The sequence below is a fragment of the Amorphoplanes friuliensis DSM 7358 genome, from assembly GCF_000494755.1.
GTDB lineage: Bacteria > Actinomycetota > Actinomycetes > Mycobacteriales > Micromonosporaceae > Actinoplanes > Actinoplanes friuliensis.
Genome location: NC_022657.1, coordinates 7,545,894 through 7,564,053, shown reverse-complemented (window position 1 = coordinate 7,564,053; position 18,160 = coordinate 7,545,894). Strand labels below are relative to the sequence as shown.

The 18,160-nt window shown below is 70.3% G+C and carries 17 protein-coding genes and 1 riboswitch; of the genes, 15 read left to right on the top strand and 2 right to left on the bottom strand.

The features are described from left to right. The first annotated feature begins 44 nt into the window (after positions 1-44). Both AFR_RS34795 and AFR_RS34790 read left to right on the top strand, forming a co-directional pair. Complete coding sequence (locus AFR_RS34795; protein ID WP_023561518.1) at positions 45-1,331, top strand: sensor histidine kinase; 1,287 nt, start codon at positions 45-47, stop codon at positions 1,329-1,331. Further along, complete coding sequence (locus tag AFR_RS34790) at positions 1,283-1,918, top strand: LuxR C-terminal-related transcriptional regulator (protein ID WP_023561517.1); 636 nt, start codon at positions 1,283-1,285, stop codon at positions 1,916-1,918. The genes AFR_RS34795 and AFR_RS34790 overlap by 49 nt, the downstream gene beginning before the upstream one ends. Here the strand turns inward: AFR_RS34790 and AFR_RS34785 are convergent. Then, complete coding sequence (locus AFR_RS34785) at positions 1,889-2,629, bottom strand: hypothetical protein (RefSeq protein ID WP_148308168.1); 741 nt, start codon at positions 2,627-2,629, stop codon at positions 1,889-1,891. The genes AFR_RS34790 and AFR_RS34785 overlap by 30 nt on opposite strands. A gap of 59 nt (positions 2,630-2,688) precedes the next feature. Here AFR_RS34785 and AFR_RS34780 point away from each other — a divergent pair, with 59 nt between their 5' ends. The 3 genes from AFR_RS34780 (at position 2,689) to AFR_RS34770 (ending at position 4,216) form a co-directional block, all read left to right on the top strand. Then, entirely contained in the window at positions 2,689-3,156 is a 468-nt protein-coding gene (locus AFR_RS34780) for a hypothetical protein (RefSeq protein ID WP_023561515.1), read from the top strand. Beyond that, the gene (locus tag AFR_RS34775; RefSeq protein WP_148308167.1) at positions 3,153-3,620 is read left to right on the top strand and encodes a hypothetical protein; all 468 of its coding nucleotides are present in this window, start codon (positions 3,153-3,155) and stop codon (positions 3,618-3,620) included. The genes AFR_RS34780 and AFR_RS34775 overlap by 4 nt, the downstream gene beginning before the upstream one ends. Before the next feature lie 416 nt (positions 3,621-4,036). After that, entirely contained in the window at positions 4,037-4,216 is a 180-nt protein-coding gene (locus AFR_RS34770) for a hypothetical protein (RefSeq protein WP_041841372.1), read from the top strand. A 36-nt stretch (positions 4,217-4,252) separates the two neighbouring features. Here AFR_RS34770 and AFR_RS34765 read toward each other — a convergent pair whose 3' ends face one another. Next, complete coding sequence (locus AFR_RS34765) at positions 4,253-5,299, bottom strand: WD40/YVTN/BNR-like repeat-containing protein (RefSeq protein ID WP_063749556.1); 1,047 nt, start codon at positions 5,297-5,299, stop codon at positions 4,253-4,255. A gap of 33 nt (positions 5,300-5,332) precedes the next feature. Here AFR_RS34765 and AFR_RS34760 point away from each other — a divergent pair, with 33 nt between their 5' ends. The 10 genes from AFR_RS34760 (at position 5,333) to AFR_RS34715 (ending at position 18,157) form a co-directional block, all read left to right on the top strand. After that, positions 5,333-5,842 carry a nuclear transport factor 2 family protein gene (locus tag AFR_RS34760; RefSeq protein ID WP_023561512.1) on the top strand — a complete coding sequence of 170 codons (510 nt, stop codon included), beginning with the start codon at positions 5,333-5,335 and terminating at the stop codon, positions 5,840-5,842. Between the two features lie 59 nt (positions 5,843-5,901). After that, positions 5,902-6,001: riboswitch (guanidine-I (ykkC/yxkD leader) on the top strand. 53 nt (positions 6,002-6,054) lie between these two features. Next, a complete protein-coding gene (locus AFR_RS34755) occupies positions 6,055-7,230 on the top strand; it encodes an agmatinase family protein (protein ID WP_023561511.1) in 1,176 nt (391 codons plus the stop codon). Next, positions 7,227-8,225, top strand: coding sequence for an ABC transporter substrate-binding protein (locus AFR_RS34750; protein ID WP_023561510.1), 999 nt, complete (start codon positions 7,227-7,229; stop codon positions 8,223-8,225). The genes AFR_RS34755 and AFR_RS34750 overlap by 4 nt, the downstream gene beginning before the upstream one ends. After that, positions 8,222-9,067 carry an ABC transporter permease gene (locus tag AFR_RS34745; RefSeq protein ID WP_023561509.1) on the top strand — a complete coding sequence of 282 codons (846 nt, stop codon included), beginning with the start codon at positions 8,222-8,224 and terminating at the stop codon, positions 9,065-9,067. The genes AFR_RS34750 and AFR_RS34745 overlap by 4 nt, the downstream gene beginning before the upstream one ends. Continuing rightward, positions 9,067-9,828: an ABC transporter ATP-binding protein gene (locus AFR_RS34740; protein ID WP_041843130.1), complete on the top strand. Its 762-nt coding sequence runs from the start codon at positions 9,067-9,069 to the stop codon at positions 9,826-9,828. Before AFR_RS34745 ends, AFR_RS34740 begins: the two co-directional genes overlap by 1 nt. A 73-nt stretch (positions 9,829-9,901) precedes the next feature. Continuing rightward, positions 9,902-10,495: an antibiotic biosynthesis monooxygenase gene (locus AFR_RS34735; protein ID WP_023561507.1), complete on the top strand. Its 594-nt coding sequence runs from the start codon at positions 9,902-9,904 to the stop codon at positions 10,493-10,495. A gap of 41 nt (positions 10,496-10,536) precedes the next feature. Further along, positions 10,537-11,679, top strand: a complete 1,143-nt coding sequence (locus tag AFR_RS34730) for an MFS transporter (protein WP_023561506.1) — start codon at positions 10,537-10,539, stop codon at positions 11,677-11,679. 53 nt (positions 11,680-11,732) lie between these two features. Continuing rightward, the gene (locus AFR_RS34725; protein WP_023561505.1) at positions 11,733-13,562 is read left to right on the top strand and encodes a sensor domain-containing diguanylate cyclase; all 1,830 of its coding nucleotides are present in this window, start codon (positions 11,733-11,735) and stop codon (positions 13,560-13,562) included. Positions 13,563-13,580: 18 nt separating this feature from the next. Next, complete coding sequence (ligD, locus tag AFR_RS34720; RefSeq protein WP_023561504.1) at positions 13,581-14,540, top strand: non-homologous end-joining DNA ligase; 960 nt, start codon at positions 13,581-13,583, stop codon at positions 14,538-14,540. Between the two features lie 110 nt (positions 14,541-14,650). Continuing rightward, the gene (locus AFR_RS34715) at positions 14,651-18,157 is read left to right on the top strand and encodes a S8 family serine peptidase (protein ID WP_023561503.1); all 3,507 of its coding nucleotides are present in this window, start codon (positions 14,651-14,653) and stop codon (positions 18,155-18,157) included. The last annotated feature ends 3 nt before the right edge of the window (positions 18,158-18,160 follow it).

The following is an 18,160-nucleotide window of genomic DNA, read 5'->3' as shown; positions in this document are numbered from 1 at the left end:
GTGAATGTGCCCATGGTGTCCTGGGAACCGGAGAGTGGGGAGCCGTGGAGACGCGATCATGGGTACGCGACGGCCTGCGCGCCATCGCGGGTGGCGTCTACGCAGTGGGCCTGTCCGTCACCAACGTGCCGTTGCTGGCGGTTTCGCTGGTGGCGCTCCTGCTGACACCCGTACCGTTCCTCGGTCTGGCCCTGTTGCCCTGGGTGACGAACCTGGTCCGGATGCGCGCCAACCTCGAGCGCCGCCTGGCCGGCCGGGCCGGGATCGGCATCGCCCGGCCGTACCACCCGCCGCCCGAGCGGGCGCTTCCCGGAGGCTGGAAAAGGTTCCGCTGGATCGCCACGGACCCGGCCACCTGGCGTGATCTCGCCTGGCTCATCCCCGGCGCCCTCGTCGGTTTTTTCCTCGGCCTGCTGGCGGTGGTGATCCCGCTCTACGGCGTCGAGGGGATCTCGCTGCTGCCGCTCTGGCTCTACCTGGGCATCGACTGGTACGGCTACGGCGTCTTCTGGCCGATCGCCAACTTCAGCGAGGCCATGCTCTCCATGCCGCAGGGTGTGCTGTTCCTGGCGCTCGGCCTCGGCGCCGCCCCCTGGCTCCTCGAGGTGAACGCGCAGTTCGCCAAGCTCTTCCTGGCCCCGACCAAGGCCGCCGAGCTGCGCCTGCGCGTGGCCCAGCTGACCGTCACCCGGGCCGACACCGTCGACGCGCAGGCCGCCGAGCTCCGCCGCATCGAACGCGACCTGCACGACGGCGCCCAGGCCCGGCTCGTGTCGCTGGGCATGACCATCGGCCTCGCCGAGGAGATGATCGAACGGGACCCGGCCGCCGCCCGCAAACTGCTCGCCGAGGCCCGCGAGGCCAGCGGCACCGCCCTGCTGGAGCTGCGCAACCTGGTCCGCGGCATCCACCCGCCGGTCCTCGCCGAACGCGGCCTCGACGGCGCGGTCCGCGCGCTGGTGATGAGCCTGCCGATGCCCGTCACCGTGGAGATCGACCTGCCCGCCCGCCCCCAGACCCCGGTCGAGTCGGCGGCCTACTTCGCCACGGCCGAAGCCCTCGCCAACGTCGTCCGGCACAGCGGCGCCCGCTCGGCCCAGGTCGCCATCCGGTACGCCGACAACCTCCTCACGATCGTCGTCTCCGACGACGGCGCCGGCGGGGCAAATCCCGCCCGGGGCACCGGCCTGCGGGGCATCGAACGCCGCCTCGCCGCCTTCGATGGCACGATGAAGCTGTCCTCCCCGCCGGGCGGACCCACGGTCGTGACGATGGAGTTGCCTTGCGTGTTGTCCTCGCCGAAGACCTTGCCCTCCTCCGAGACGGTCTGACCCGCCTCCTGGAGGCGTTCGAGTTCGAGGTGGTCGAGGCCGTCGACAACGGCCCGGCGCTGCTCCCGGCCCTGCTCAAGCACCGCCCGGACGTCGCCGTGGTCGACGTGCGCCTCCCGCCGACCTTCACCGACGAGGGCCTCCAGGCGGCGATCGCGGCCCGCACCGAAGTCCCCGGCCTCCCGATCCTGGTCCTCTCCCAGCACGTGGAGCCCCTCTACGCCCGCGAACTCCTCAGCGACCGCAACGGCGGCGTCGGCTACCTCCTCAAGGACCGCATCTCGAACGTGGCGCAGTTCGTCGACGCCGTCCGCCGCGTCGCCGACGGCGGCACAGCCATGGACCCGGAAGTCGTCTCCCAGCTCCTGGCCCGCCGCGAACCCCTCGCGGTCCTCACCACCCGCGAACGCGAAGTCCTGGGCGAGATGGCCGAGGGCCGCTCCAACGCCGCGATCGCCGCGGCCCTCTTCGTCACGGAGAAGGCCGTCAGCAAACACATCAACAACATCTTCACCAAACTCGGCATGCCGCCGTCCGACGACGACAACCGCCGCGTCCTAGCCGTCCTCACCTACCTCAACGGCTGACAACTCCACGACCCGCCGGGCCTTGGCGGCCGCCCTCTCGAGATGCCACGGCCACAACGGCCCGTCCAGCGGCACGAAGACGAACATCTGATCACCGGTACAGGTCCACGCCGGCACCTCGCCGTCGACGTGGGCCCTCTGGAGCGCCGGACTCAACTCCCCGCCGATTACCCGGAACCGCCGCCGGAACTCGTCCTCGCCGCGCCTTCGCGCCGCCACCTCTCGGTAAACACGCACAGCCCCGGTGGGCGCCGGCCGGGCCAGCGTGACGATCGCAAAGGCAGCCCGCCCGGCATGCCGATCCACCGCAGCGCCCAGCCCGTTCTCGGCAAACTCCACCAGACCGACAATCAAACCCGGCTTCCTGTACGCCCGCAGCACCGTCACCGTCTCGGCCCACCGCACCATGTCCACCCACGGCCACCGCTGCCCGAGCAGCACAGGCTCCCACCCGGCGGTCCGCTCCCACTGCTCGATCGCTTGCGCTGCCCGCCGCCGGATCCGCTGCCGCCACCACCAGACAGCAGTCGCCGCCAGCCCGATGACACCGAACAGCAGCAGATCCGCCCAGCCGCCGGCAACGTCGCTGAACGCCAGCAGCGCCACGCGAAGCCCGATGAGCCCACAAAGCCCGCCGACCATCAGCACCACCACAAAAACCCCGTCGACCAGCCCATTCCGCCGACGGTGGTGCCTGACACGCTGCGACATCACCGCCGAGGCTAGATCCCCCCGTCGACACCGGGCCACCCCCATGACCAAGATGGACCATGCGCGGACGATGGCCGGTTCAACTCGCCCGGGGCGCCGGCGTCGTGGTCCTGGCTGTGCTGGTCGGTGTCGGTGTGCGCCAGGGCTGGTTCCCCGAGTGGAACTGGATCGAACGCGTCAGCTGGCTCGCCGGCATCGTCGGTGTTGTCGTGGCTCTGCTGGCCCTGCGAAAGCCGCAACAGCGCCCCGCCCGTACTCCCCGCCAGGACCGCCGATTCTTGCCGGACCCGCGCCAAGAACTGAAAGTCTTCGCCGGCACAGGCTGGTCAAGCACCCTGCGCGAGCTCTACCCGGGGACCAAGCTCGTCACGTTCGGCGGCCGCGAATTCCCGATCTGGGCCGAGCTCGGCGCCGCTGGCTGCACGAGCGTGTCGCCGCCCTCGCGGAGGCCGCGGAGGTTGCGGGTCCCGGTGTTGTCTTCGACGGCCGGTTGCGGGCCGCAGCCCTCTCCGTCGCCGTCACGATGATCGTCGCGGATGGGAAGGGTGGGCACACGGCGCTGCTGATTCCCCGTTCCGACAAAGTGCTCACCCATCCCGGTTTTGTGCACGTCGCCCCGTCCGGGGTCTTCGCGCCCACCGAACAGCACTGGCGGCTGCTCAAGGCCGTCGGCAGGAAGCAGGTCGCGCTGAGGTACTGCGGTATCTCGGTACCCCTGCTGACGTTGCGGCCGGAGATCGACGTTCTGATCTTCGTCCGGGACCCCGAGTGGTTCCGGGAGGAGATGCGACGGGCCCGGAGAAAGGGTCTGCGTGAGTTTCAGCCGAACTGGGAGTACCGCTCGGCGCGGGACGTCATCTGGTTGCGGCTCAAGCCGGACTTCACGCCGTACGAGGATGACGTCATCGATCCGGCGCGGATGGTGCCGCACGCTGCTGCCTCGCTGAGCCTGGCCACTCGGGTGGCGCGGCAAATGGGAACGGGAAGCTGAATGCCGCCCTGGAATAGTGCGTTTCGCATGCGCATTAATCTGGCCCGGAATTTTCGCGATGTTGCTGCCCGGGAAACGGTCGGGTCCGTCTTCCGGGTGACATGACTTAAGATCAACTTCGTGCATCCATGCAGGTCAGCGCAAGTCTCTGGCGAAAATAAGCGCAGGTCAGCGCCTTAGTCGAAGACTTGATTCGGCTGCTTGCCGGTAATGGCGAGGGTTGTTCCCGCAGCTTTATTGCAGGCCGCGTTCGGGTAATGTCCCCGGCGTAACAGATAAAGCGACGGCCCGCCTTGCACGCGGGCCGTCACGACGAATCCTGCCCTCACCCTTGCGAAGATCAGTTAGGAAACGACGTGACCACCGTAGCTACGAATCAGGTGCCTGACCAGCCGAAAGCGGATCATCGACACGGTGTGGTGAAGGCCGCTCTGCTGGCCGCGGGCAGCTTCATGACTGCGCTCGTCACCCTGCTGGCTGTGGCCGGCGAGTGGGGGACTCCGGACGCGACTGTCCGATATGCCATCACGGTGGCGGGTGTCATCACCGCGCTCGCCCTGGGGATTGCCGCCGTCTACGTCTGGCCGCGGAGGTAAAACCGCGCCACCCGGGTGGGTGGCGCGGCGTGGGGCTCAGTGGGTCCAGGTGAGTTTGGCTACGCGGCCTTGTTCGCCGGAGGCCCAGCAGGCGCCGCCGACGCATTCGACGGCGTCGAAGCTGCCGCCGTCGAATTCCGTCCAGGTGCGGCCGGCGTCCCGGCTGATGTCGCTGCCGGTGGGGCCGACCGTCAGGGCCGTCTTGCCGCCCAGCCAGGTCACGCCCGACCGGTACTCGCCCGGGACGACCGAGGATGTCCGCCAGGTACGGCCACCGTCGCGAGTGGTCGCGGCACCGTTCGGGGCCGAGTCGGGCAGGGCGTAGTCGCCGCCGACCGCGAGGCCGTGGCGGGCGTCGCGGAAGGCGAGGCTGTAGATCCCGGCGCTCGGCCCGCTCGGGAGCGGGCTGTCGGTGACCTGCCAGGTGCGGCCGCCGTTCGCGGTCGTGAAGACGCGGGCCCGCTCGCCGCCACCGGTGGCGAACCACGCGCGACCCGCTGCCGAGACCAGGCACGTGCCGCTGGCCGCGAACGCGAACTCGCCAGCCAGCGCCTCCGGCATACCGGCCGGGGACTGGACGTGCCAGGAGCGGCCGCCGTCGGTGGTGGCGAGGATGCGGAACTTGCCGCCGACCGGGTCGGAGAGGGCGAGGCCGTGGCGGCGGTCGAGGAAAGTCACGCAGTCGTAGAAGGCGGCCGGGTCGTCGTTGCGGAACGACTCGGTCCAGGTGCGACCGCCGTCGGAGGTGGCGTAGATGCGGGACTGGTCGCCCTCGCCGATGGTCAGGGCCACGGCGTGGCGGGCGTCGAAGCCTTCGATGTCACGGAACTGGAGGTCGGTCGTACCGGGAGGGCCGACGCTCTGCCAGGTGCGGGCGCCGTCGGTGGTGCGGAGGATCGTGCCGGCGGAACCGGCGACCCAGGCGACCTTGTCGCTGACCGGGGCCAGGCCGCGGAAGCGGGCGGTGGCACCGGTGTCGGTGAGTTTCCACGACGGGCCGGCGTGTCCGTGGGTGAAGCCCGAGGTGGCGGCAACAGTGACGAGGGCCAGGGCAGCCATCGATATCTTTCGCAGCGACGTCATGGGACGGGAACCTACCGCAGGTAGATTCGGCCGATGGGGAACGCGACGATCACGGCCTGGTGTGCGGCGGGAGAGAGCGGCGACGCGGCGGCGGCCGCGGTCTGCCTGGCTCCCGAGGTTGAGCTGATCTCACCGTTGACCGCGCAGTTCCGCTTTCACGGGCCGGCGGCGGTCACCGATGTGCTGGCCAGCGCGTTCGAGGTCATCAGCGACATCCGCTTTCACACGCAGGTCGGCGAGGGTGACACCTGGGCGCTGTTCTATCGCGGCAGAGTAAAGGCGGAGGAACTCGAAGAGGCGCAGCTGCTGCGATTGAACAAGGACGGGCTGATCCGGGAGATCACCTTCTTCGGGCGGCCGCTGCCGGCGTTGACCGAGGTGATGGCCGGCATCGGGCCACGGCTGTTGCGCCGCCAGCGGCAGCCGATCCTGGCGCGGATCGTCGGGCTGGCGACCGGTCCGTTGACCGCGATGGCCAAGAGCGGTGAGAAGCGGATCCTGCCTCGCGCCGACCCCGCCCGGAAGCGCGACACGCAGCGGTAACGGACGGGTCATGCCCGGGCAACGTCCCGGGTCTCTACTGCCAGGTGACTCATCACCTGGTGAGGCGCGCCTAGGGTTCCGCCGCGGTGAGCGGGCTGGTCCGAGAGACGCAGGTGCCCGCGTGCGGGCGCTCCACGGCGGGATAAAAGCCCGGGAGAACAGCCAAGGGTTCTGGCTGCTCTCCGGCCAGGCCTCTCCGTACGGAGGCGCCCGTGGGTTTCAACCACCAGCACGATGACCAGCACGAGCATGTCGAGCAGACCGAGACCGAGCCGACGCTGCACGACCGGTACGGGCCCGAGGCCGCGTACGCTGTCGCCGCCGAGGCCAAGCTGCCGACCACGAAGTGGCAGGAGGAGATCGACCGCGGGCTCGAGTACGGCCTGCAGGGCGCCGACTCCATCAAGGACCGCACGATCCCCACGTTCTCCCGGGGCGAGCTGCCGCACTTCGCGGGCATCAACACGTTCCTGAAGGCGCCGTACGTCGAGGACGTGCGCCGCTGCGGGGAGTACGACGTGGCGGTGCTCGGTGCCCCGTTCGACGGCGGGACCACGTACCGGTCGGGGACGCGGTTCGGGCCGCAGGGCATCCGGAAGATCTCGGCGCTGTACGGCCCGTACTCGTTCGAGCTCGGGGTGGATCTGCGCGAGTCGATCACGATCGCGGATCTGGGTGACATCTTCACGATCCCGGCGAACATCGAGAAGACGTTCGATCAGATCTCCAAGGCCGTCGGTCACGTCTACGAGTCCGGGGCTTTCCCGGTGGTGCTCGGCGGTGACCACTCGATCGGCTACCCGACCGTGCGTGGTGTGGCCCAGCACCTGCAGGGCAACCTCGGCATCATCCACTTCGACCGGCACGTCGACACGCAGGAGACGGACCTCGACGAGCGGATGCACACGACGCCGTGGTTCCACGCCACGGACATCCCCAACGTGCCGCCGAAGAACCTGGTGCAGATCGGCATCGGCGGCTGGCAGGCGCCGCGGCCCGGTGTGAAGGTCGGCCGGGAACGCGGCACCACGATCATGACCGTCACCGACTGCGTGGAGATGGGCATCGAGCAGGCCGCCGAGCGTGCGCTCGAGGTCGCCTGGGACGGCGCCGAGGCGGTCTGGCTCTCGTTCGACGTCGACTGCCTCGACGCCGCGTTCGTGCCGGGGACCGGCTGGCCCGAGCCCGGCGGTTTCCTGCCGCGCGAGGTCCTCAAGTTCATCCAGATCATCGCGGACGCCCGTCCGCTCGCCGGGATCGAGGTCGTGGAGTGCGCGCCCGCGTACGACACCGCCGAGATCACCGCGCTGCTGGCGACCCGCGTCATCTGCGACACCCTCGGCTGCCTGGTCCGCTCGGGCCACCTCCCGCAAAGGACAAACCGATGAGAAGAACGATCATCGCGGCGGCTGCGGCTGTCGTGCTCCTGATCTCCGGCTGCGGTGGCACCGACGACTCCGCGAGTGCGGCGGGGGAGAAGGCCACGGTCCGGCTCGGCTTCTCGGCCTGGCCGGGGTGGTTCCCGTGGCAGGTCGCGCAGGAGAAGGGGCTGTTCGCGAAGAACGGCGTGACCGTCGACCTCAAGTACTTCGAGAGCTACACCGACAGCCTCACCGCGCTGAGCACCGGCAACCTCGACGCGAACAGCCAGACACTCAACGACACCCTGTCGTCGGTCAGCGGCGGCGCGAAGCAGACCGTGGTGCTGACCAACGACAACTCGACCGGCAACGACCAGATCATCGCCCGGCCCGGCATCAACTCCGTGGCCGACCTCAAGGGCAAGAAGGTCGCGGCCGAGCAGGGCACCGTCGACCACTACCTGCTGCTCCTGGCGTTGCAGAAGGCCGGGCTGACCGAGAAGGACGTCGAGTTCACGCCGCTGCTCACCGACGCCGCCGCAGCCGCGTTCGTGGCGGGCAAGGTCGACGCGGTCGGCGTTTTTGCACCGTTCACGACAACCGCACTGGGTCTGTCGGGCAGCAAGGCGATCGCCACGTCGGCGGACTTCCCGGGCGCGATCCCGGACCACCTGGTCTTCGGCGCCGACTTCGTCAAGGACCACCCCACCGAGGTGCAGGCCATGGTGCAGACCTGGTTCGACACCACCGCGTGGATCAAGGCCAACCCGGACGCGGCCATCGAGATCATGGCCAAGCGCGGCGGCGTCACGGCCGCCGACTACAAGAGCTACGACGCCGGTACGACCATCTTCACGCGTCAGCAGAACCTCGACGCGTTCGCGACGGGCAGCACGGCGGCGAACCTCGACTTCCAGGCGAACCAGATCGGTGACTTCCTCGTGTCCACCGGTCTCGCCGAGGAGAAGCCGCCGCTGGACGGGTTGCTCGAACCCAAGTTCGTGCAGGCCGTGAAGGAATGAGCACCGTCACCGCCCCCACGCGGCCGGCCCGGGCAAAACTGCCGCGCCGGCGTCCCGTACGACCGGCCCGGCTGTGGGCGTTGCGGGCGCCCATCACCCGCCGGGCCCGGATCGTGCTGATCATCTGCTCGGTGCTGGTGCCGCTGGTCGCGTGGGTGGCGGTGGCCGCTTCTGGTGCCGTACCGGAACAGTTCTTGCCGTCACCGTCGGCGGTCCTGGCCGCCGGCTGGGAGATGGCGCAGTCGGGTCAGCTCTGGACCGACACGTGGGCCAGCGTCCAGCGGATCCTGATCGGTTTCGGCCTGGCGATCGTCGTGTCCGTGCCACTCGGTCTGGTGATGGGCAGTTTCCAGGCCGGGCAGGCGCTGTTCGAGCCGCTCGTCGGGCTGCTGCGCTACCTGCCGGCCAGCGCGTTCATCCCGCTGCTGACGATCTGGCTCGGCATCGGCGAACCGTCGAAGTGGATGCTGCTCTTCATCGGCACGGTCTTTTTCAACACCCTGATGACCGCCGACGCGGTCCGTCAGGTGCCCCGCGCTCTGATCGACGTCTCTTACACCCTGGGGGCCAGACGCGGCGAGGTGCTGCGCAAGGTGGTCGTCCCCCATGCGCTCCCCGGCATGATCGACGCGGTACGCGTGAACGCGGCCGCCGCCTGGAACTTCGTGGTCGTCGCCGAGCTGATCAACTCCCAGGAGGGTCTCGGCTACCGCATCGCCCGCAGCCAGCGCTTCCTGGCCAGCGACCGCATCTTCGCCATCCTGATCGTGATCGCGGTGATCGGCCTGGCGCTCGACATCGCGCTCCGCGTCCTGCGCGACCGGATCGGCCGGTGGGTCTGATGAGCCTCCTCACGCTGTCCTCGGTCGGCATGCGCTTCGGCGCGTTCACCGCCCTCGACGACATCACGCTGGACGTGAACGAGGGCGAGTTCGTCTGCCTCGTCGGCGCCAGCGGCTCCGGCAAGTCGACACTGCTCTCGCTGATCGCGGGCCTGTCGATGCCGACGACCGGCGCCATCACCCTCTCCGGCACCCCGGTGACCGGCCCCGGCCCGGACCGCGGCCTGGTCTTCCAGTCCGGCGCGGTCTACCCCTTCCGTACGGTCGCCCAGAACGTCGCCTTCGGCCTCGAACTCCTCGACCTGTCCCGCACCGACCGGCGGGAACGCGTCGATTGGTACCTCGCCGAGACCGGCCTCACCGCCCTCCGCGACAAACTCCCCAAAACCCTGTCCGGCGGTCAACGCCAACGCGTGGCGATCGCCCGCGCCCTGGCCTGCGAACCGGACGTCCTGCTGCTCGACGAACCCTTCGGCGCTCTCGACGTCCAGACGAAGGAGGACATGCAGGTGTTCCTCCGCCGCGTCTGGCAGGACACGGGCACAACCGTGCTGATGGTCACCCACGACGTGGAGGAGGCCGTCTTCCTCGGCCGGCGGGTGGTCGTCCTGGCCTGCGACCCGGGCCGCGTGGCCGCCGACCTCCAGGTCGAGCTCCCCGCCGACCGCGACCTGACCGTGAAGCGAACACCACCGTTCCTGTCCCTGCGCGCCCGCGTCGAGGACCAGGTCCGCGCCTTCCACCACAGCTCTGAGGTCTGAGGGAGCGGAGTATCACATGTTGGGAAGGCCGTTTGCCGCCGAGACGTAACACCGGGGATGAAGGATCGGGGGTATGGAAACCACCGCCCCGCAGCAGCTTGCCGTGACCGTTGCGATCACGCGGCGGGCTGATCCGTCGCGGAATGCGGAGATGCTCGCCTGGGTGCGAGCCGGCACCGCGCTGGCCGAGGACTTTCCCGGCTTTCTCGGCGTGGGGTGGGTACGCCCCGTGCTGGGGTCGACCGAGTGGCACATGCTCTACCGCTTCGCCGACGCCGACGCGCTGCACGTGTGGGAGGAGTCCCCGCAGCGGCAGTGGTGGCTGTCGTCGGCGCAGGGGATGGTCGAGCACACGCGGGTCGAGCGGCGTACCGGGATCGAGGGCTGGTTCGACCCGCCGCAGGAGCGGGAGGTGGACGACCTCACCCCGGCACCGAAGCCGCCGCCGCGGTGGAAGCAGGCGGTGACCATCTGGCTCGGGTTCTTCCCGCTCAGCCTGCTGTCGGCGCTGACGATCGGGCACCTGGTCGCCGGGCAGAACGTCGTCGTCCGCACCCTGGCGACCACGCTGTGCCTGACGCCGCTGATGACGTACCTGGTGTTGCCGCAGGTCACCAAGGCCCTGCAGTGGTGGCTGCAGGGGCAGCGACCGCCGTGGCGCCGCTGACGGTTTGACCCTCGACCGGCTCGAGGCTCCACGCTGCCCCGATGCGGGGATTCGGGGTCTGGCTGGGCGCGGCGACGGTGTCACTGCTCGGCACGCAGGTGCTGGCGTTCGCGATGGCCTGGATCGCCGCGGGCCGCGGTGGCACCTTCGCGGCCCTGGTCCTGACCGCGATCAACCTGCCGCGGGTCCTCCTGCTGCTGGCCGGGGGTGCGGTGGCCGACCGGTTCGGCGCCTGGCGGGTGATGATCGCCGCGGACGTGCTGATGACGGTTGTGATGCTCGGGCTGGTCGGTGCCGCCGCCCGGTTCGGTGAGCAGCCGGTCCTGCTGGTGACCTCGGCGCTGGCCGTGGGGGTCGTGGACGCGTTCTACCTGCCGGCGTCGGGGGCGATGCCTCGGCTGCTCGTGCCGGGCGACGGGCTGCCGCGGGCGCTGGCGGCGCGTCAGCTGGCCGGTCAGGCGGTGGCGTTCGCCGGTCCGCCGCTGGGCGGCGTGGTGGTCGCGGCGGCCGGGCTGGCCGCTGCCGCACTGGCCAACGCGGCGTCGTTCGCGCTGGTGGCGGTGGTGCTGATCGCCCTACGCCGACCGGTGCGGCCGGCAGCGAGGAGCCCGATCATGGACGGATGGCGGACCGCGTTCGCCGATCCGGTGCTGCGTCCGGCGTTGCTGCTGACCGCGGCGGCGGCCGCGTTCCTGCTCCCTGTGTCCGGTTTGCTGGTGCCGTTGCTGGCCCGGCAGCGGGACTGGCCCGCGACGGCCGGTGGTGCCGTGGCCGGGACGATCGCGCTCGGCACGGCCGTCATGGTGGGCGCGGTCCTGATCTGGGGCGCTCACCGCCGGCCGGCCCGGGCCGCCGTGGCCGGGCTGCTGGTCGCCGCGACAGGGACAGCACTGCTGGCCCTGTCGCCCGCCGCCGGAGCAGCAGTGGCCGCGGGCTTCCTGACCGGTCTCGGCACCGGGCTGTTCAGCGCGCACATCGCCCCGCTCGTGCTCGGAACAGCGCCGAGCACCCACCTGGCCCGCGTGCAGGCTGTGCTCGTTCTCACGCAGAGCGTTCCACTGCTGATCACCAACAACGTGCTGGGTGGTATCGCCGACCGCGTGCCGGTTTCGACGGTTCTGCTGGCCTGTGCGGCGGCCCTGGCGACCGCCACGGTGGCCACGCGGGCGCGCGAGGCGGCCTGAATTGTTCAAGTGGCTCCCCGCACATCCGATGGGATGCGCGAGGAGGCAATCAGATGCGGTTGCGCAACTGGATCGCCGTCGTCGTCAGCGTGCTGCTGCTGGTGGCGGTCGGCATCGTCGGTGTTCTGGTGAACCGGTCGGCGCTTCGTGCTGCCGACACGGTGCACCGGGCCGACTCGCTCGCGCTGGCCGTCAACAACGCCACCCTGGCCGGGCAGATGCAGTTGCTCTCCGCGAAGGAGCTCAAGGGTTTCGCCGACAGCCACGCCTTCAACCTCGGTATCGGCTATGTCGGGGACCAGCAGGCGCTGGAGGCGTACGTCGCCAAGTCCACCTCCTTCGGGTACGGGGCTGCGATCGCCGCACCCAACGGGACCATCCTGAACGCCACCCGGAGCAACCCGTTGCCGGTGGGGACCGACCCGGGGTACGAGCCGATGCGGGCGCTGCTGCTCGCCGGGAAGCTGGGCGTCTCGTCGGTGATGCGGGTCGAGGACGCCACCGGGGCGACCGTCGCCGTCGAGGCGTTCGCGGTGCCGATCCAGGTCAGCGGGGCGACGCTGGCGATCCTCCTCGGCTACCACAAGATCGCTGACACGACGCTGCAGGCGTACACGGTGCGGTTGCGGTCCGAGGGGCATCTGACGACGATCGTCGACACCACCGGGCGGATCGGTTTCACCAGCGACAGCGAGAAGATCGGCGCGACGGTGGATCCCGCGGTTGTCGCCGCCGCCGCGAAGCTCTCCACGGGTTCGGCCTTCGTCGAGTACCGGGCCGGCCGGACCGCCATGATCTCGATCGTCGTGAAGAACGAGAACCTGCCGGGTGGTTGGGTGTACGTCCGCACCCAGACGCTGGCCTCGTTCGACGGGGCGGTGCACAGCCGCAGCCAGACCATCAACGTGACGCTGCTGGCGATGCTCCTGATCGGCGCCGTCGGCATCTCGATCCTCGGCTATCGCACCCAGGTCCAGCGCCGCCGGGCCGACGAGCGGTTCCAGGCCCTGTTCCAGCACGCCCCGGACATGGTGGCCGTCCTCGACGCCGAGGGCCGGGTCGCCTACTCCAGCCCGAGCGCCGCGTCGGTGCTGCACTTCCCGGCCGGTTCGCTGCAGGGCTCCAGCGTCTTCGAGCTGGTGCACCCCGACGACCGTCCCCGGATGCGGGAGGCCTTCGCCGAGTTGCTGACCGAGCGCGACGGGGTGCTGCGGTTGCAGACCCGCATCCTCAACGCGACCGGGAAGGCGACCTGGTTCGAGTTCACCGCCTCCAACCAGATGCAGAACCCGGCGCTGACCGGCATCGTCATCAACGCCCGCGACATCTCCGAGAACCGCGCGTTCCAGGAGCGGTTGCACCACGAGGCCACCCACGACGCCCTGACCGGCCTGCCGAACCGGCGCCGCATGCAGGACGCCCTGGGCACCTCGCTGGAGGACGACGCGGTCGCGGTGCTCTTCGTCGACCTGGACGGCTTCAAGCCGGTCAACGACGCGCACGGCCACGAGGCCGGCGACGAGTTGCTGCGGCAGGTCGCCGACCGGCTCAGCACCTGCGTCCGCGAGGGTGACGTGCTCGCCCGTGTCGGCGGTGACGAGTTTGTCGTGCTGATGCCCGGTGTCACCGCGCAGGCCGACGCCGACACGATGAGCACCCGCGTGCGGCTCGCCGTCGAGCGGCCGTTCCAGGTGCTCGGCAACGAGGTCGTCATCGGCGCGAGTGTCGGTGTCCACCTGGCGACACCGAGCGACGACCCGGATCAGGCCCTGCGCGCCGCCGACCACGCGATGTACGCGGTCAAGCACCTCGGCGGCGGCCGCCGCGCGGTCTCCGACCAGCCCGAACCCACCCGGACGGGACGGCACCGCGCGGAGGCGTGAGCCGCTAGGTTGGAGTCCATGGCCACCAAGTCACCCGCCATCGAGGTTGACGCGGGGGAGCACACCGTCCGGGTCTCGAACCCGGACCGGGTGTACTTCCCGGAGCTCGGCCTGACCAAGCTCGACCTGGTCAACTACTACCTCAGCGTGGGTGACGGCATCGTCCGGGCGTTGCGGGAGCGGCCGTGCATGCTGCACCGGTTCCCGGACGGCCTGGCCGGCGACAAGGTCCACCAGAAGCGTGTCCCGAACGGCGCCCCGCCCTGGCTGCAGACGGTCCGCGTCACCTTCCCCCGCTACAACCGGCACGCGGACGAGCTGTGTGTGACCGGGCTGGGTGAGGTCGTCTGGGCGGTGCAGATGTCGACGGTCGAGTTCCATCCGTGGAATTCCCGCAAGGCCGACACGGAGAAGCCCGACGAGTGGCGCATCGACCTCGACCCGATGCCGGAGTGCGATTTCGACACCGTGCGCCGGGTCGCGCACGTCGCCCACGAGGTCCTCGACGACCTGGGCATCACCGGCTATCCGAAGACGTCCGGCGGCCGTGGCCTGCACATCTACGTGCGCATCAAGCCTGAGCACGGCTTCGGTGACGTGCGCCGGGCCGCGCTGGCCTTCGCCCGGGAGGTCGAGCGGCGCTCACCCGAGGACGTCACGACAACGTGGTGGCGCAAGGACCGCGATCCCCGGAAGCTGTTCGTCGACTACAACCAGAACGCCCGTGACCACACGATCGCCAGCGCCTATTCCGTACGCGGAAACCAGCGTGGCACGGTGTCGACGCCGATCCGCTGGGACGAGATCGACGCTGTGCAGCCGGACGACTTCACGCTGCTGACCGTCCCGGCCCGGTTCGCCGAGCTGGGTGACCTGCACGCGGACATCGACGACACCGCTTTCGACCTGGCGCCGCTCCTGGAGTGGGCCGAGCGTGACGAGAAGGCCGGCCTCGAAGGTCCCGCCGACACCGAATAGCCGCCTGTCCACATCGCGCCATGTCCGCAGTGCGGCAGAGCCAGGTAACACGGTCGTGAATATCCGGACTCCATGATGCGTGCAGCGAACCACGCTGCGAAGGAGTCCCCATGCTGAGTCGTCTGCTCGTCGGCGTCCTGATCGGAGCCACGGCGATACCCGGCCCGGCAGCGGCCGCCGGGGCCGCGCCGGCACCACCACCGCCGCCCGTTCCCGGCGCCGTCCGGATCACCCTGATCACGGGCGACACGGTCGAGCTCACCAAGATCGATTCTCGGTACGCGGCCACGGTGCGTCCTGCGCCCGGTCGTGAGCGCATCACCTTCCACACCATCGAGGCCGACGGTGGCCTGCGGATCCTGCCCAGCGACGCGATCCCGCTGGTCGGCTCGGGCCGGGTCGACGCCGAGCTCTTCGACGTCGAGCGCCTGGTCGCCCAGGGTTACGGCGACGCCGCGTCCCCGACGCTGCCCCTGATCGTCCAGGGTGGCGGCGCCGCCCTGCGCACGGCGGACGCGCACCCGCTGACCAGCATCAACGCGACCGCGATCCGGCCGGCGAAGAGCACCCTCGCGGGCTTCTGGCAGACGCAGAGTGCCGCCGCCCGGACCGCCGGTGTCACGCGCATCTGGCTCGACGGGAAGGTCAAGCCGGTCCTGGACCGCAGCACCGCGCAGATCGGTGCCCCCGCCGCCTGGCAGGCCGGGTTCGACGGCCGTGGTGTCAAGGTCGCCGTGCTGGACACCGGTGTCGACGCGACCCACCCCGACCTGGCCGGGAAGATCACCGAGGCACGCAACTTCAGCAGCAGCCCGGACACGGTCGACCGCTTCGGTCACGGCACGCACGTCGCGGCCACGGTCGCCGGTACGGGCGCGGGCTCGGACGGCAAGCGCAAGGGTGTCGCGTACGGCGCGGACCTGCTGATCGGCAAGGTCCTCGGCGACGACGGGTACGGCTACGACTCCGAGATCATCGCGGGCATGCAGTGGGCCGTCGACGCGGGCGCCAAGGTGGTCAACATGAGCCTCGGCGGTGAGGCGACCGACGGCACCGACCCGATGAGCGTGGCGGTCGACGAGATCAGCGCCGCCACCGGTGCGCTGTTTGTCGTCGCGGCCGGCAACGAGGGCGCCGACTCCACGGTCGGCACCCCGGGTGCCGCCCCGAACGCCCTGACGGTTGGCGCGGTCGACCGCTCGGATCAGCTCGCGGACTTCTCCAGCCGCGGCCCGCGGCTCGGCGACCTGGGGCTCAAGCCCGAGATCACCGCGCCCGGCGTGGAGATCGTGGCGGCCCGCGCGGCCGGTACGACGATGGGCAACCCGGTCGACGAGCTCTACACGGGCGCCTCCGGGACGTCGATGGCCACGCCGCACATCGCGGGGGCGGCGGCGCTGCTCGCCCAGCAACACCCGGACTGGACCGGCCCGAAGATCAAGGAAGCCCTGGTCAGCACGGCCAAGACCACACCCGACCTCTCCGTGTACGCCCAGGGCGCCGGTCGCGTCGACCTGACCCGCGCCACGACCCAGACCGTCACCGGTACGGGGGTGGCGGACTTCGGCCTGCACACCGTGGGTGAAACGCCGGCCGTGGCCACGCGCACGGTGACCTACAGCAACGCCAGCACCGCACCGGTGACGCTGACTCTGAAGGCACCGGCGGGGGTCACGACCGACACCACAACCGTCACCGTGCCGGCTCGGGGCAGCGCGACGACGGTCGTCTCGATCGACTTCGGGAAGCGGGACCCCGGCCGGCTCAGCGGCTGGCTGACCGCGACGGCGCCCGGTGGTGTGCTCGTCACCACGGCGATCGGCGCCACCCTGGACGGACCGACCCACCGGATCACCGTGAAGGCGGTGGACCGGTCCGGCAAACCCGCGGCGGTTCCGGCGCTGACCATCCACGGCGACGACAGCCGCTCGGACGTGCTCGGCTGGTTCGACCCGGGCGGTGCCACCTACGAGGTCCAGGCGGGCACCTACCTGCTGGACGCGTTGCTCGAGGACGGTGGCCCGCTCGACGAGCAGGCCAACCTGACGACGATCCCCGAGCTGAAGGTCGACAAGGACATCACGGTGCTGGTCGACGCCCGCAAGGGCACACCGATCCGGATCGAGACGCCGAAGCCGTCCGAGCAGCAGACGGTGCTGAGCTACTACGTGCACCGGGTCACGGGTACCGGTCGCAGCATCTCGCACGGTGTCATGCACTTCAGCACGATCGAGCAGGTCAACGTCGTGCCGACGAAGAAGGTCACCAAGGGCAGCTTCGAGTTCTCCTCCCGCTGGCAGCTGGTCGCGCCCATGGTGCAGGCCAAGGTCCCCGGTGTCAGCGGCCCCTTGGACATCAACCTCTTCGGGACCTCACCCGCGTACGCCGGGACGAAGAAGTTCCCGCTGGTCAGGTGGGGTGCTGCGGCCGTACGCGGGAAAGCGGTCCTGATCCCGGCGACCGACGAGGACGAGATGGCGCAGATCGACGCGGCGGCGAAGGCCGGCGCGGCGGTCGCGCTGCTGGTGCGCCCGGCCGACCAGTCGGCGTGGACGGTCTACGTGCCCGACGCGGAGGAGCGGCTGCCGGTCGTCTCCCTGGCCGTCGCCAACGACGCGGGTGCGCAGCTGCTGGCCCGTGCGGCCCGCCCGGGCGCGACGATCGACCTCACCCTCACGACGTCCAGCCCGTACCTCTACGACGTCCTGCAGGTGTCGAAGGACCGGGTGCCGGACAGGATCGTGCACAGGGTGACCGCGGCGAACAGCATGCGCATCCGTTCCGAGTACGCGCACAACGGCGGTCTGAACTGGGTGCGCGAGCAGCGCTTCGGCTGGCGGCCGTGGCAGACGTTCGCCTGGAACGACACGTCGCGCTCGGTGCAGACCCCGTCCGTCCGCGAGGAGTGGGTGTCGGCCGGTGACTCCGTGTGGCAGCATCGCGTGCACTCCGCGTACCCGTGGGGTGGAGGGGTCCTGAGGACCGGTTTCACCGACCGGGCGCGCAGCTTCGCACCGGGCCGGACCCGCGAGACGTGGTCCGGACCGGTCGTCCGGCCGGCGGCACCGGCGGGGATCAGCTCGACCCGGACCGGGGACGTGCTGCACCTGCGCGTCGCGGAGTTCGTGGACAGCGACGGGCATTACGAGGAGGCCGGGGCCGACGAGGCCACGGCGACCCTGTGGCGCGACGGCAAGAAGCTCGCCGACCTGCCGGACGCCTGGCAGGACGTGACCACCACCCCGGGCACGGCCGCCTACAAGCTGCGGCTCACCACCGCCCGCGGCGGCGACGACTGGCAGTTCGGTACGCGGACAGAAACCGAGTGGACGTTCCGCTCGGGTGCCGACGGCACACTGCCGCTGCTGCACGTCGGCTACGACGGCCGGAAGACCATGCTGCCGCACCTGCTGAAGCTGAAGTTCCCGGCCAAGCTCACCTCGCTCAAGGTCGACGTGTCGGCGGACGACGGTGCCTCGTGGAAAAAGGCAGTGACGGTGGGTGAGTCGGCGCTGATCCCGGGCGGCCGCAAACCCGTCTCGCTGCGGGTCACCGCCACGGACAGGGCGGGCAACACGGTCACGCAGACGGTGATCCGCGCCTACGGGCGCGGCTGAGAC